The sequence below is a fragment of the Pradoshia sp. Z5_111 genome, assembly GCF_058267535.1.
The window spans coordinates 70,849-86,027 of sequence record NZ_JBZCPQ010000003.1; the positions used below are offsets into that span (position 1 = coordinate 70,849).

General features: G+C 38.5%; 11 protein-coding genes and 1 riboswitch. Of the genes, 3 read left to right on the top strand and 8 right to left on the bottom strand.

Going from position 1 to position 15,179, the window contains the following annotated elements; all coding sequences use genetic code 11:
• Positions 1 to 311 precede the first annotated feature (311 nt).
• Positions 312 to 1,517 carry a helix-turn-helix domain-containing protein gene (locus tag AC4D4A_RS07240; protein WP_490995271.1) on the bottom strand — a complete coding sequence of 402 codons (1,206 nt, stop codon included), beginning with the start codon at positions 1,515 to 1,517 and terminating at the stop codon, positions 312 to 314.
• A 152-nt stretch (positions 1,518 to 1,669) separates the two neighbouring features.
• Between AC4D4A_RS07240 and AC4D4A_RS07245 the strand changes: the two genes are divergently transcribed.
• Entirely contained in the window at positions 1,670 to 2,938 is a 1,269-nt protein-coding gene (locus AC4D4A_RS07245) for an MFS transporter (protein ID WP_490995272.1), read from the top strand.
• 435 nt (positions 2,939 to 3,373) lie between these two features.
• Here the strand turns inward: AC4D4A_RS07245 and cdr are convergent, their stop codons facing one another.
• The 3 genes from cdr to gntK all read right to left on the bottom strand — a co-directional run bounded on the left by cdr (position 3,374) and on the right by gntK (position 8,631).
• Positions 3,374 to 5,023 (bottom strand): CoA-disulfide reductase, encoded by a 1,650-nt coding sequence (gene cdr, locus AC4D4A_RS07250; protein ID WP_490995273.1) that lies wholly within the window; start codon positions 5,021 to 5,023, stop codon positions 3,374 to 3,376.
• Positions 5,024 to 5,216: 193 nt separating this feature from the next.
• A complete protein-coding gene (locus AC4D4A_RS07255) occupies positions 5,217 to 6,656 on the bottom strand; it encodes an amino acid permease (protein ID WP_490995274.1) in 1,440 nt (479 codons plus the stop codon).
• A gap of 132 nt (positions 6,657 to 6,788) precedes the next feature.
• A riboswitch (Lysine riboswitch) is annotated at positions 6,789 to 6,989 on the bottom strand.
• 103 nt (positions 6,990 to 7,092) lie between these two features.
• A complete protein-coding gene (gene gntK, locus AC4D4A_RS07260) occupies positions 7,093 to 8,631 on the bottom strand; it encodes a gluconokinase (RefSeq protein WP_490995275.1) in 1,539 nt (512 codons plus the stop codon).
• A gap of 160 nt (positions 8,632 to 8,791) precedes the next feature.
• Here gntK and AC4D4A_RS07265 point away from each other — a divergent pair, with 160 nt between their 5' ends.
• Together AC4D4A_RS07265 and AC4D4A_RS07270 are read left to right on the top strand one after the other, a co-directional pair.
• Positions 8,792 to 9,340 (top strand): peroxiredoxin family protein, encoded by a 549-nt coding sequence (locus AC4D4A_RS07265; protein ID WP_490995276.1) that lies wholly within the window; start codon positions 8,792 to 8,794, stop codon positions 9,338 to 9,340.
• A 133-nt stretch (positions 9,341 to 9,473) separates the two neighbouring features.
• A complete protein-coding gene (locus AC4D4A_RS07270; protein WP_490995277.1) occupies positions 9,474 to 9,653 on the top strand; it encodes a hypothetical protein in 180 nt (59 codons plus the stop codon).
• A 42-nt stretch (positions 9,654 to 9,695) separates the two neighbouring features.
• Here the strand turns inward: AC4D4A_RS07270 and AC4D4A_RS07275 are convergent, their stop codons facing one another.
• The 4 genes from AC4D4A_RS07275 to AC4D4A_RS07290 form a co-directional block, all read right to left on the bottom strand.
• A complete protein-coding gene (locus tag AC4D4A_RS07275; protein WP_490995278.1) occupies positions 9,696 to 10,760 on the bottom strand; it encodes a lactonase family protein in 1,065 nt (354 codons plus the stop codon).
• 133 nt (positions 10,761 to 10,893) lie between these two features.
• On the bottom strand, positions 10,894 to 12,564 hold the full coding sequence (locus AC4D4A_RS07280) for a glycerol-3-phosphate dehydrogenase/oxidase (protein ID WP_490995279.1): 1,671 nt from the start codon (positions 12,562 to 12,564) through the stop codon (positions 10,894 to 10,896).
• Positions 12,565 to 12,732: 168 nt separating this feature from the next.
• Entirely contained in the window at positions 12,733 to 14,226 is a 1,494-nt protein-coding gene (gene glpK, locus AC4D4A_RS07285; RefSeq protein WP_490995280.1) for a glycerol kinase GlpK, read from the bottom strand.
• 60 nt (positions 14,227 to 14,286) lie between these two features.
• Positions 14,287 to 15,126, bottom strand: coding sequence for an MIP/aquaporin family protein (locus AC4D4A_RS07290; RefSeq protein WP_490995281.1), 840 nt, complete (start codon positions 15,124 to 15,126; stop codon positions 14,287 to 14,289).
• Between the last annotated feature and the right edge of the window lie 53 nt (positions 15,127 to 15,179).

Genomic DNA, 15,179 nt, shown 5'->3' on the forward strand with positions numbered 1-15,179 from the left:
TATTGTAGAAGTTTATTCTCCTTCATGAGAATAAACTAAGGGGATAGTAGAAGGACCCGTAGAATTGAGACGATGCAAACTGGAATTGAGCGAGTAAGTAAACTAACCGAAAATCTTAATGGACATCTCAATACCAGAAATGAATGGATTGGAACCATTAAATAAAAATACACTACCATCTGTCAAAATCATCATAATCATCGTGTCCAAACAACATTGTATGGTTACATGAAGCGTTTATAAATGAGATCTAAACCTTTGAAAACAGATGGATAAAAATAAAGGAACTGAATGAACAGCCATATATATGTTCAATGTACAGTTCCCTTTTCATTTAGCAATGTTTCTCTAACCTCAACAGCTCTTTTATAATAAATAGATTTCGGCATACTCTTTAATAAATCATAAGTTTTATTAATTTGCTCCAGGGCTTCATCCTTGTGGCCCTGTTGATTTAAACAAAGAGCAATATAGATTCCTGCAGATTGCACCATTCCTACATCGATGGGATGCACCAAAGCACCGGATAGATGGCATTTACGTAGATTTTCCAAAGCTCGATCAATTTCTCCCAGACCATATAGTGCTTTCCCATATTCCAGATAATAAAGTTCGTCTATCTTTTCCGGATTAATCGCAAATTCTTCTAGGTAGTAAATAGCTTTTTTGTAGTCTTTTGTTATTTCATTATGATAAACCGCATATAAAAGTGGAAACATCATTAATGCAATCTTATTTTCCGAAAAAATTGCATATTCCCGAGACTTACTGATTAATCTAAGAAACTCCTTATCATCTCTCATCACAAGCGGATAATTGGAAGCAATCCTGTATATATCATCCATACGATAATAGACATTCGTCTCTTTGGACAATGTGATGGCTTCCTGCAATTTTAAATGGGATTCTTCATATTCTTCTAACGCTGATAAGACGATTCCTTCATCCAATAAAAGCTTCAATTGAAATACGGTATTTTCTTCAAGTCCATTACCAGAGTAGAATTTTCTGATTTCACTCAAAATGATTAAAGATTCATCCCACTTTCCATGCCACAAACAATATTGATGATAAAACCATAATGTTTCAGCACCGTCTAGGAACAAAGAATTCATCTGAAAATAAGAAGCTGCTAATTCAATATATTTTTTCATATCTGGTTTATCCAATTGAAAGCCTGCTTCTGCATATAAACTGTATAATTTCGCTTCAATTACACTACGTGGTAAATTCTCAGAAACCCGCTTAGATAATTTATCGCAAATAGCTAAATAGTTTTCTTGTTTCTTATCATTCTTGATTTCATTTAATAAAGGTAAATAATCCTCTTTCTCATTCAGAAGATCACTAGGTTCACAACCAAGCTGTTGAGCAAGATATTCTAGTGTGCTCATCGATGGCGTTGCTTTACTGTTTTCAATTTGGCTCAGCATTCCCTTTGTCAATCGATCTCCAGCCAACTCGGATTGAGTCATCCCTAAAGCTTTACGTAACGTTTTAATTTTATTGCCCAGCATGGTTATCCCCTCCTTATGGAAAGTATACGGTAAATACTTCCGATTCACAAATTAAAGTTTAATTATTTTAAATTTTTTGTTGACTTCCAAAAATTAGTATTTATATAATAAGTTTAATGATATTAAACTTTTAAACTAAAGGAGAAAAGCCCATGAGTGTACGTTATACCGAAGCAGAACAAGAGAGATTAAGCGCAAGGAATATTTTATTATTTTTTATTGGAAAATTTATTTCGTTATTTGGTGCAAGCATCTATTCATTCGCCATCGGATTATACATTTTAAAAATTACAGGTTCAGGTACAAGTTTTGCACTTGCTCTTGTGTTTGCCTCTGTTCCCCGAATTATATTTGGGCCAATTGCCGGAACCCTTGCTGATCGCTTTAATCGTAAAACGATCATTATTTTGACCGAAATTCTTAGCGGAATACTCATGTTTTTTATGATTGGTTATTCTCACTTCTTAGAGCTCTCACTTGCATTGTTATATACATCAGAAGTTCTGCTAGGGATTTTTTCCACCTTCTTTTCTGTGACTGCATCTTCAACCATTCCCTCAATGGCTGGGAATAAATCGATACAAAAGGCAGGCTCATTAAACCAATCCGCATCATCGCTTGCCGGTATACTCGGTCCAATCATAGCTGGTATTCTATACGGATTCTTAGCAATTGAGGAAATCATTTTGCTAACTGGAATCACCTTCATACTTGCCGGTATAATTGAATTATTTATTATTTTCAACCTGTACACTGAGAAAGCGGAACAACAGGAAAAGACGCAATTCATGAAGAGCTTGGCTGAAGGCTTCTCCTATTTAAAAGAAAATGATTTTTTATTCTCCCTGCTCAAAGTATCGCTTTGGATTAACTTCTTCTTTGCGGGTATAAATGTTGCAATCCCCTACATCCTGAACACATCACTGAATTTTTCTTCCCAATCATACGGAATTGCTGCTTCGATGGTTTCTGTTGGAGCACTCATCACATCATTAATCATTTCACAACGCCCTGAAATGAAAGATAAATTAAAGAAAATCAGATTGGGCTTAATTGGTTTAGCAATACTTGTCATTATGATTGGCTTGCCTCCTATTCTCAAAATGACTTCAGAGATTGCTAATGTCGGATACTATATCATCATCCTTGGAATGATTGGTTCTATCATCATGATCGTAAATATTCCCATTCATGTACTAATACAACGTACAACCCCGCCCCACTATCTAGGACGTATTTTCGGATTAGTTGAAACGATTGCATCTGCGATCTCACCGCTTGGGATGATTCTTTTCGGCATCTTGCTTGACTACATACCAGCTTTTTATATACCGCTCATCACTGGATTTTCACTGCTCTTAATTAACATTCTTGCTACGAAAAACATCAAAGAACCAGAAGAAGTCGAATTAGCGAGTTAATGAGAAAGAGGAATCGCCCATCTGGGTCATATCCAGCTGGGCATTTTTTTAGTTTTTACTGGCATATGAGATTATCCTGCAGATTAAAGGGATATCCAGTCAGTTTCCCATTTAACGAAGTGTTTCTGATTGAGTTTTCAGCTAGCTTCCGGCCGAATTGACTTTGATTCCAGCCAATCTATGCTTTAATCCAGCCGTTTCCTCTCCGAATCCAGCCAATCTGAACCACATTCCGGCCGATTCACCCTGGGATTCAGCCACACTACATTTAGACGCATACCTATATATGTAGGATTAACCCCAATATTTAGTCATCTCTAAATCCGATCCATCATACAAACCGTCTCAGCAAATAAATCTCTTTAAACAAAAAAACTCCCTCCATAGCGATAATCTACATTATCGAATGAAGGGAGCTCCAACTCTCATTTACTATTATTTCTCTTCAGGAAATGCTTTTGAATATAAATTGTATCCGCCATCAAGGTTTTTAACTTTAATGCCGTTTCCTTCAAGTATTCTGGTAGCTAAGTAACCTCTCATACCTACCTGACATGTAAGATACAAATCTTTATCAGTTGGAATCTCTGATAACCGCTCTCTCAATTCATCTACGGGAATATTGACCGAGCCGGCAATTGCTCCTTTAGCAACCTCAGCCGGTGAGCGGACATCTATTAAATAACCTCCGCTTTCCACTATCTCATCAATTTCATGCCATTGCACTGTGCTGACCATTCCCTCAATAATATTGGTCGCCGCGTAACCAGCCATATTTACAGGATCTTTAGCTGAGGAATATGGAGGAGCATAGGCAATCTCGATATCCGGAAGATCTAATGCCGTTAAGCCACCTTTTATAGCTGTCGCGATTACATCTATACGTTTGTCTACTCCATCCTTTCCAACTGCCTGCGCTCCGTATATTTTCCCCGTTTCCTTATCGAAGATCAGTTTTAAATGCAATTGGGAAGCACCTGGATAATAGCCAGCATGGCTGCTTGGTGCCACATGTACAACCTCATATGGTAGACCTAAAGATTTTAGCATCTTTTCGTTGCTTCCTGTAGAAGCAACGGTCAACTCAAACACCTTCGCTATGGAAGTACCCAATGTTCCGGTATAAACACTTTCTTTCCCGTGGATATGATCCGCCACTAAACGCCCTTGACGATTGGCAGGCCAAGCGAGCGGTACATAAGTATCCGTTCCATTAATATAATCCTTTACTTCAATGACATCTCCGACTGCATAGATAGATGGATCTGATGTTTGCAGATGCTCATTTACTTTTATCGCATCCCGAACCCCAAGCTCGAGGCCGGCATCTTTCGCGATGGTACTTTCGGGTTGAACACCAATCGCTAAAAGAATCATATCTGTTTCTACTTCTTTACCGCTTTTCAACCGAATGATACGACCATTCTTTTCAAAAGATGATACACCATCTTCAAGGATTAAATGAACTCCATTGTCCCGTAAATGTGTGTGAACCATTTGAGCCATCTCTAAATCAATTGGTGCCATTACCTGATTTCCCATCTCAATAACTGTTACATCTATGCCGCGCTCCCGTAAATTTTCGGCCATTTCAATTCCTATAAACCCACCGCCAATGATGACAGCCTTCTCAGGTTTATCCTGATCCACCTTTTCTTTGATCCGGTCCGTATCAGGAACATTCCGAAGTGTATAAACAGATTTAGCCTCATCGATTCCCGGAATGGCTGGACGAACCGGTTTTGAACCCGGAGATAGTATTAGCACATCGTAGGATTCCTCATATTCCTCGCCTGTCATTGCTTTTCTGGCTATGACAGTCTTCTGCTCACGATTGATTTTGATAATTTCTGTCCAGTTGCGTATATCTAAATTATAGCGTTGACCCATTCCTTCAACCGTTTGAACAAGCAGTTTATTACGATTTTGGATAACTTCTCCTATATAATATGGAAGACCACAATTCGCAAATGAAATATATTCACCTTTTTCAAACATGATGATTTCATCTTTTTCGCTTAGACGACGCAGTCTTGCCGCAGCAGATGCTCCGCCTGCCACACCGCCAACAATTAAAATCTTCATTTTAATAGACCTCCATTAGTTCATCAATTAGTCTAATCGTAATATACCCCTTTGGGTATGTCAATTTATCGAACTTACTTGTTTAATCTCTATCATTGCTCCCCGAAAAAAGTTTTCATAACAACCGTTTTACTTTTAAATAATACAAAAAAGCAAACCCACCCTTTAAGAATGGATTTGCTTATCATTACAGCTAAAAAGATTTTTTCAAATAATAGTTCTCGTGTTGTTTAACTTCCTCCATGTTTTTAGGCAGTAAACGATAGAACAGGATACCACTTGCCAGAAGGATAACACCGAAAATAAATGTTTTTAAATCAGCCGTTCCTTTGATGATTACCCATATGGAATATGCCGTCGCCAATACGGCTATGGTACCATCAATAATTCGTGAACGCATTTCATTAGATTTATACGTCTCTCCAGTCCAAACTAATTTCAATTGGAATGAGGAGGAAATTAAATATGGAACTAAATAAGATAGTGTCGCAATATAAATAATGAAGTCAAATGCATGAGCAATCGAATTTGAAATAGTTGAGAAGATAAATAATTGACCTAAACCATTCGAAACAATCATGGAAAAATTAGGGATCCCACGCTTATTGACCTGCAAAAACTTAGGTATAAATAAACCTTGTTTTGCTGCCTGATACGGTATTTCAGCACTTAATAAGATCCAGCCAATTGTTGAACCAAATAAACTGATCAACCCAATGACTGCCAATGCTTTCCCACCAATGGGTCCCAGTACTGTTTCAATTGCATCAATTAATGGTTTTTCTGAATGAATAAGTGCATCCTGTGTTAATAATCCCATAACAAGAGTACTGATTCCCATATAGATAGCCAAGGCAATTAATAGCCCTAAAACGGTCGCTCTTTTTACATCTGCTTTTTTCTTCGCCCTTGATGCGAATACAACCGCGGATTCAACCCCTAAAAAAGCCCATAAGGTAGAGACAGCAGCAAAATTTACCTGACTGAGTAATCCCTGACTCTCTCCATCGATCATACGAGTTTCCGCAAACGGTATAATATTAGATTGTTCAAAGGCAAATAGCCCAATTACAATGAATAATCCAAATCCAAGTACTTTTGCCGCAGTCGCAACAAAGTTTAATTTACCGGCATTCTCAATGCCTCGCATAATAAAGAAATGAACGCCCCAGAGCATGATTGTACAGACAAGGAATGTTAAGGCATTTCCTACTTTTAGACTAAAATTCCCTATACTGAACAGTTCAGCCGTACTCGTTAAACTTGGGAAGAAGGTAGATAAATACCCTGCAAACGTTGTGATAATGGCAATATTACCAGCAAAATTACCAATCCAATATCCCCATGTGGACATAAAACCAGATAATCTAGAGGCTAAGGAATTTTCCTTGAACAATTCCTTAGCATAAATCTGGGGGCCACCTGTTAAATGTGGCTTCCGAATAGCCAGATTTCCAAAAACCAGTGCAATAGTCAATACTCCTAATCCTGTTAAGCCCCATGCCATGACTACTCCGGCAGGACTAGCTACTTCGGCCAACGTACGCGGCAGCATAAAAATTCCAGACCCAACCATGTTGCCGACTACAAATGCCGTTAAAATCCAAAAACCCAATTCCTTCTTGTTGTTCACGATAATTCCCCTTCCAAAGCTGTCATGTTACTCTCTATTTTTGAATTATCCATATCTGTGTAAATAAACCAAATAAAAAACACACCTTATTGTTAAGGTGTGCAACATTTTATGATTAGCCACACCAGACAATAAATGGATAGTTCTCCATGGAATAAATACCTATCACGAAGTATATATTCCATGACAGTCCTGCACCTGTTCGGATACAGTCCCAGCTGCTCTCTTCGGAAAAAAAAGAGCGCTTCGGCAGATTTTCCTTTCAACTAAAGTCAGCAAGCTTTCCGGCTCTCGTTTAGTTTACTAATAAAATCCGCGACCTCTACCTCATCTTTTAGTCCGATGAGGATTTGTATAAAATTATTATTCCTGTATAAAGGATACAGTGAAAATGAGAATGCTGTCAATACTATACGACAATGTTATTTAAAACGAATTATTTATGATTAATCCATTTATTTTGGAAAGCAGCTATACTGCTATATTCGGACTCCAATTTTCTGTATATATTGATGTAAATGGGCAATAATTCCTCATATCTTTCTACATTCGCTTCAATCGGCGTATGGACATGCGTAGTTCCTACATAATTTGATACAACGGAAAGATCATCAATTTCACCAAGTGCATATCTGCCGAGTACAACAGCCCCTAAACAAGAGCTTTCAAAGCTTTCAGGTACATCCACTTCCTGATTAAAAATATCCGCAAGCATTTGCCGCCATAACTCTGAACGCGCAAATCCCCCCGTTGCTCTGATTTTGGTCGGTACTCCTATCAATTCCTGCAAAGCTAATAAGACTGTATAGAGATTAAAAATGACTCCTTCGAGCACCGCTCTGACCATATGCTCCTTTTTATGATGAAGTCCAAGTCCAAAGAACGATCCTCTGGCATCAGGGTTCCAAATGGGCGCTCTCTCTCCTGCCAAATATGGATGAAACAGCAGTCCATCTGCTCCCGGTGCTACTTTTGAAGCTATTTTGGTGAGTACCTCATACGAGTCAATTCCGAGGCGTTTAGCTGTTTCTACTTCTGCTGAAGCCAGCTCATCTCTTAGCCATCTGAAAGTCATACCCCCATTATTAACCGGTCCGCCAATCACCCAATGCTTATCCGTCAATGCATAGCAAAAAATTCTGCCCTTTTCATCCGTAATCGGCCTATCTGTTACTGTACGAATGGCTCCACTTGTTCCAATTGTAACAGCCACAATCCCTGGATCAATCGCATTGACACCCAAATTGGAGAGAACGCCATCACTGGCTCCTACTACAAATGGAGTATCCCTGGGCAGCCTCATTTCCTCTGCATAAGCGGAGTCCATGCCTGATAAATAGTATGTAGTTGGAACTGGTTTAGATAAATGGGTCTCTGTAATACCCGCAATTGCCAGTGCCTCAGAATCCCATTCTAAATTTTCAAGATGAAACATTCCTGTTGCTGAAGCAACCGAATAATCAATCACATATTGCCCAAATAATTTATAAAAGACATATTCTTTAATGGAAATGAATTTATAAGTCCTACCCGCTAATTCGGGATGATCATTTACCAACCAAGTGATTTTTGTAAGAGGAGACATCGGATGGATTGGCGTTCCAGTTCTCCGATAAATTTCTTGCCCATTCCTCTCATTTTTAATATAGTCGGACCACTTCTTTGAACGGCTGTCAGCCCATGTAATGCATTGAGTTAATGGGTTCCCATTTTCCTCAACTGCAATTACGCTGTGCATTGCCGAGCTAAAGGATACTAAAGACAATTCGTCAGGATTTATTTGACTTTGGACCATTACTCCTCTTATTGCATTAAGTACAGCATGAAAGATCTCATCCGGATTTTGTTCTGCTGTAAGCGGAGTCGGGCTATATAACGGGTACTCTACATGATAGGTGCTGATTACAGATGCGTCTCCCGAAAATAATACAGCCTTTGTACTGGTGGTTCCTATATCAACTCCTATATAAAACATCTATCTTCCCTCACTTCCCTAAAAGCTCAATACTAGATTCTTACCTTTATTCATATTTTTATAAACAACTTAACACAATTTGACAGCCATTGATTATTTTTTTCACGGCTTGCATATACTTTCTACTAACTAAAAACGACAACAGGAGGCTTCTTACATATTGAAGAATAAAACAATTGCCATTCTTGTTCCATTCTTTTTGCTCATATTTCTTTTTATTTACACACAGACAAAAAAAGAGCCTATTACAGAGGAATCTATACCAGTTTTGACTCAAACAGGAGTTAAGGAAGGTCAATTCGCACCGGATTTCGAATTAACGAATCAGGACGGAAAAATCATAAAATTGTCTGATTTTCGCGGTCAAAAAGTTTTATTAAACTTTTGGGCAAGCTGGTGTCCACCCTGCAAATTAGAAATACCAGATCTCAACGAATTTTATAGTGAACATAAAATGGAGGAGATTACTGTATTAAGCGTGAATATGACCTATTCAGAAAAGAACAAGCAAACCGTTCAAACCTACCAAAATATGTATAAAATTAAGTATCCTGTATTACTGGACCAAACAGGTACTATTGCTAAATTATATAAAATTTTAACGATCCCAACCAGTTATTTCATTGACTCTAACGGCATCATTCAAAAGCGAATGATCGGACCCTTGCAAAAAGAAACGATAGAAAATCTGATGGAAACACTAGATTAAGGAGTGATCCATAGCACTTCTAGAAAAATATTACAAAAAAAGACAAAATTATCCTTTATTTTCATACCTAAACCATAGTAAAATAATATCTATGGAAAAGATCAATTTCGAATCAAGGGGTGTTGTTTCACGAATGAAAGCATACAATATTTTAATTACATTGATGCTTGTGTTAATTAGCGTGTTGTCTATTAAAAATTTATATACAGGCCATTGGGACTTGCAATACTCCCTATTAAACGGCGGAATGGCTATTATTGTTTTAGGTATCTTTACGGCTTATACACAGTCTTTAAAAGAACAATCCAATTAAATAACAGCTGGTTTGGAAGAATCCAAACCAGCTTTTTTTGTATCATTCATGATTCCTTACTATCGCTTGAACACAAACGGGTTTCGAAAGTGAAATCGTATTCCCTGTAAAGCTTGGAATACCTTCTTGATTAATTTCAAATAAAACTAATGAATCACTTTTCTCATTTGCTGCAATAAGTACTTTTTCTTCGTCTATTAGCTCGAAATTTCTCGGCCCCTGTCCTTCCGTATGTGTAAATGCGATAATTTCTGGTATACCTGATTCTGCCACTTTGTACGTTGCAATACTGTCATGCCCTCTATTTGAGGCATATAAGAATTGGCCATCCTCTGAAATGTGTAAATCGGCTGCAGTATTTTCCTCTTTATAATCATCCGGCAATGTAGTAACCACTCCTAAAAGAGACTCTGGTATACGTTGTTCATTTAATTCGAATACAGCGATTGTATTGCTTAATTCCTGGATGACATACATGATTGGCAATGTAGGGTGAAAGGCAAAATGTCTTGGGCCCGACCCAGGGATAGTAGACATTTCAGCTAAATTAGAAAAGTCCTTATCATCGTATACATAGATTTTATCAGTACCTAAATCTGCTGCAACCACAACGGAGGAATTCGGTACAGGTACGATTGAGTGAGCATGCGCTGCATCCTGTCTGTCTGCCCAAACCCCTGATCCAACATGTTCATTTGTTGTCGTATGCTCTCCAAGTGATCCATCTTCCTGAAGTTCTATCCTGGTTACCGTGCCACCATAATTACTAATGTATAAACAAGATTCATTTTCACTAAGACTGACATAGCAGGGTGCCATCCCATTCGTAGATTTACGATTCAACTCTCTAATCTGTTCAGATTGGCGATTGATTGCATAAGAGACAACCATCCCATATTCTACTTCACTTACCGCGTATAAATGAGTTTGAGCTTTATTTATAACAAGAAAGGAAGGATTTTCAATACCTGTATATTTCTCGACTAATTCAAGTTTCTTTTCTTTCACGTTCAATTTGAATAAATGAATACCTGCACTTGGTTCTTCAGCATAAGAACCGGTATAAATCATCCATTCATTTTTCTTATTTTCTTGAATTTCATTCATCTTGACTGCCCCCATCCCATGTTAAATAAACTAAGTTTCTGATTTATTTCTATTCCCCTTTTTAAAGATATTGAATCCTAAAAACCCCACAACCTATATTTCAAGGAAGTGGGGTCATTTATCCATACTGATATTAATTAGTAACCAACTCGGATTGTGGGTTCGCAGCATCATGCAATGCAGTTTCAAGCTCTTTTGTATAAATCTCTGTTTGCTCTTCAGTCCAATGCAGTACTTGTTTCATATATGAAATCACTTGATCTTTGTATTCATGAACATGCGCAATATCGAATAGGACCATACCTGTTCTGCGATTAAAGAAGTCAAGCGGCGTATAAGCAAGTTCATATTCAATTGCATAGCCCAATTTAGCCAATACTGGCAATGGCAGCCCTATTTCGTCCGCTTTTTCTTTGTTTTTTCGGGCTATTTCAAACAGAAGTGGAGCATTGGATCCATATGTTGAAATAATCTCTCTAGCTTCTGCATCTGATAACCCGGTACCGATTGCTTTTTCTTTAGTTTTACTTATATATGAATTAAATTTAGCTGATCCTCCAACACGTCCTCCGGATATCGGCATTTTTTCGGTATAGCAGCTACCAAAATGTTTATATCCTTCATCTCTGAATTGTTTGGCTACTAAATCCAGCACGGTTTCAGCCATTTTACGATAGCCAGTCAATTTTCCGCCTGCAATGGTAATTAATCCAGAATCAGATACCCATGTTTCATCCTTCCTGGATATCTCAGAAGCACCTTTCCCCTCCTGGCTGATTAATGGACGCACTCCAGCCCAGCTGGATTCCACATCCTCTTTAGTAAGTTTTACGGAAGGGAACATATAGTTAATAGCATCCAATATATAATCTCTGTCTTGATCTGTCATTTTGGGATTGATTGGATCTTGACCATAAAATGTATCAGTTGTTCCAACATATGCCTTACCTTCACGCGGAATCGCGAATACCATTCTTCCATCAGGTGTATCAAAATAAACCGCTTGTTTCAAAGGAAAACGGGATTGATCAATCACGATATGTGCACCTTTAGTAAGCTGAAGCACTTTACCTTTTTTAGAATTGTCTTTTTCACGGATAAAGTCTACCCAAGGACCTGTTGCATTTATGATCTTCCTTGCTTTAATTTGGAAAGAACCCTCATCCAATAGATCTTTCACATTTACGCCTACTATTTTTCCATTTTCATAGATTAAATCCTCGACCTTGGCATAATTCAGTAAGCTTGCTCCTTGTTCAAATGCTTCTTTCATGACTTCCATCGTCAGGCGGGCATCATCGGTTCTGTATTCAACATAGTAACCGCCACCCTTTAAGCCATCTTTTTTAACCAATGGAGCCTTTTCAATCGTTTCTTCTACTGTAAGCATGGTGCGGCGCTCTTCCTTTTTCACTCCAGCAAGAAAATCATACATCTGTAAGCCAATGGAAGTAGTAAATTTACCAAATGTACCGCCTTCATGGAAGGGTAATAGCATCCATTCAGGTGTTGTAACATGGGGACCATTTTCGTAAACAATAGCCCTTTCTTTCCCAACCTCTGCAACTACTCCTACTTGCAATTGCTTTAGATAGCGCAATCCACCGTGAACCAGCTTGGTTGAACGGCTTGATGTACCGGCTGCAAAATCCTGCATTTCAACTAGCCCTACCTTCATCCCTCTAGTAGCGGCATCTAAAGCAATCCCTGCTCCGGTAATTCCTCCACCAATGACAAGCACATCGAAATGTGTGTTTTGTAATTTATTTTTATATTCATGTCTATTTAAACTATTTAAACCCATCCTCTTGTTCCTCCTCTGTAGATAAGTGCTATTGAGATAATAAAAAGAGACCACAAAATACATTACCCTTAATTAAAGGAATGTACTCGCGGTCTCTTAAAATCTCTAACCTTATATTAACTTATTTTCATTATATCATTTTTTGAGAAAAACTCATACAAAATTGAATTATGATTTAAAGGTTCTGGTACTTGCCACAGCTCTTTCCCAACCATCAACTAATTCATTACGTTTCTCTTCTTCCATAGTTGGTTCATATGATTTATCAATGATCCATTGGGCAGCAATTTCATCCTGGCTTTCCCAGAATCCAACAGCCAGTCCAGCTAAATAAGCAGCTCCAAGGGCAGTCGTTTCATTAATTTTTGGTATTTCAACCGGCACGTTTAAAATATCACTCTGGAATTCCATTAAGAATGAATTCTTAACGGCACCGCCATCGGCACGCAATGTTTTCAATTCAATTCCGGATTCCTCTTCCATTGCATCAATAACAGCTTTTGTTTGGTAGGCTAAAGATTCAACTGTTGCTCTGATAAAGTGATCCTTTGTAGTCCCTCTTGTCAGACCAAAAACCGCTCCTCTTGCATCACTATCCCAATATGGAGTCCCTAGACCTACGAAGGCTGGAACGACATATACTCCATCGGTAGAGTCCACTGCCCGGCAATATGTCTCGCTATCAGCAGCATCCTTAAGCATCCTTAATCCATCTCGGAGCCATTGAACAGCAGAACCTGCTACAAAGATACTACCTTCCAATGCATATTCAACTTTACCATTTAATCCCCAGGCTAAAGTTGTCAATAATCCTTTTTCCGATTTAACCGGTTTTTCACCTGTATTCATGAGCATAAAGCAGCCTGTTCCATATGTGTTTTTAGCCATTCCTTTTTCAAAGCATGCCTGACCAAACAATGCTGCCTGTTGGTCACCAGCAATACCTGCAATTGGTATACTCTTACCAAAGAAGTGATAATCAATCGTTTGTGCATATACCTCAGAGGACGGACGCACTTCTGGAAGCATGGATTTCGGAACATCCAAAATCTCCAGCAATTCATCATCCCACTCAAGGTCATAAATATTGTACATCATTGTTCTTGAAGCATTGGAATAATCAGTAACATGAGCTTTACCGCCGGATAGCTTCCAGATTAGCCATGTATCAATTGTACCGAATAATAATTTCCCTTCATTGGCTAAATCACGTGCCCCTTCTACATTGTCGAGGATCCACTTAACTTTTGTGCCAGAAAAATAGGCATCTATTAATAAACCAGTTTTGGAATGAAAAAGATCATTATGGCCAGCATTTTTCAATTCCTCACAAATATCTCTTGTTTGGCGGGATTGCCAAACTATCGCATTATAAATAGGTTGACCTGTTTCTTTATTCCACACCACCGCTGTTTCACGCTGATTTGTAATTCCGATTCCTTCTATATCTGTTGCCTCTATACCTGATTCTGAAAGACAGCCTGCAATAACAGCGAGTACTGAACCCCAAATTTCATTGGCATTATGCTCCACCCAGCCCGGCTTAGGGAAGTACTGCGTAAATTCCTTTTGAGCACTATGTACAATTTCCCCTTTTTTATTGAATAAAATAGCTCTGGAGCTAGTTGTCCCCTGATCAATTGATAAAATATATTTCTCCATTTTTTTCATCTCCCATCTACTAATTTTTATATTATAATCGATTTCTTTAAAGTTAGTAACTTATAACCTTGCTTTTGCTGGATCATTAGCCTGTCGAAGTGCTTGTTCTGAATCTTTATTAGTTATAAAATAAGCGATTACCAGGATAACCACAGTGCCAGCTAATACTGCCCAGAAAGCTCCAGTCAGCGTATTATTGAAGACCGCTTTATGGAATAAAGCCCCCAAGGATCCGCCAAGGATGGGTCCTACAACTGGAATCCAAGCATATCCCCAATTAGATGGGCCTTTCCCTGCTATCGGAAGAAGCGCATGGGCAATACGCGGACCCAGGTCACGCGCCGGATTGATGGCATAACCGGTTGTCCCCCCAAGAGCCATACCGATTCCTACAATTAAAAGACCGACTGCGAATGGATTTAAGCCTTCCGTAAAATCATTTGCTCCAATAAATTGCAAACCAAGTAATAAGATAAATGTCCCTATAATTTCACTAAGTAAATTTGAAAATGTATGAGGAATAGCGGGACCAGTTGCGAAAACCCCTAATTTTGTCCCTGGATCTTCAGTCGCTTTCCAATGAGGTAAGTATTGTAAATAAATAAGAGTTGCCCCAATCATTGCTCCAATCATTTGTGCCAAAATATATCCAGGTACATCTGCCCAAGCAAAATCTCCGCTAAACGCAAGACCAAATGTAACAGCAGGATTTAAATGAGCACCGCTAATGCCGCCAACTGCAAAAACGCCTAATGTAACACCAAGCCCCCAGGCAATGGTAATAACAATCCAACCAGCATCCTTTGCATAAGATTTGGTTAAGTTAGCTCCAGCACATACTCCTGCTCCAAAAACAATCAAGATCATCGTACCTACTAATTCTCCCCAAAATGGTGTCATTCCTTCCATCTCCCTATCATATAATTTCATAAAAAATGGAGAAACAAGCACTA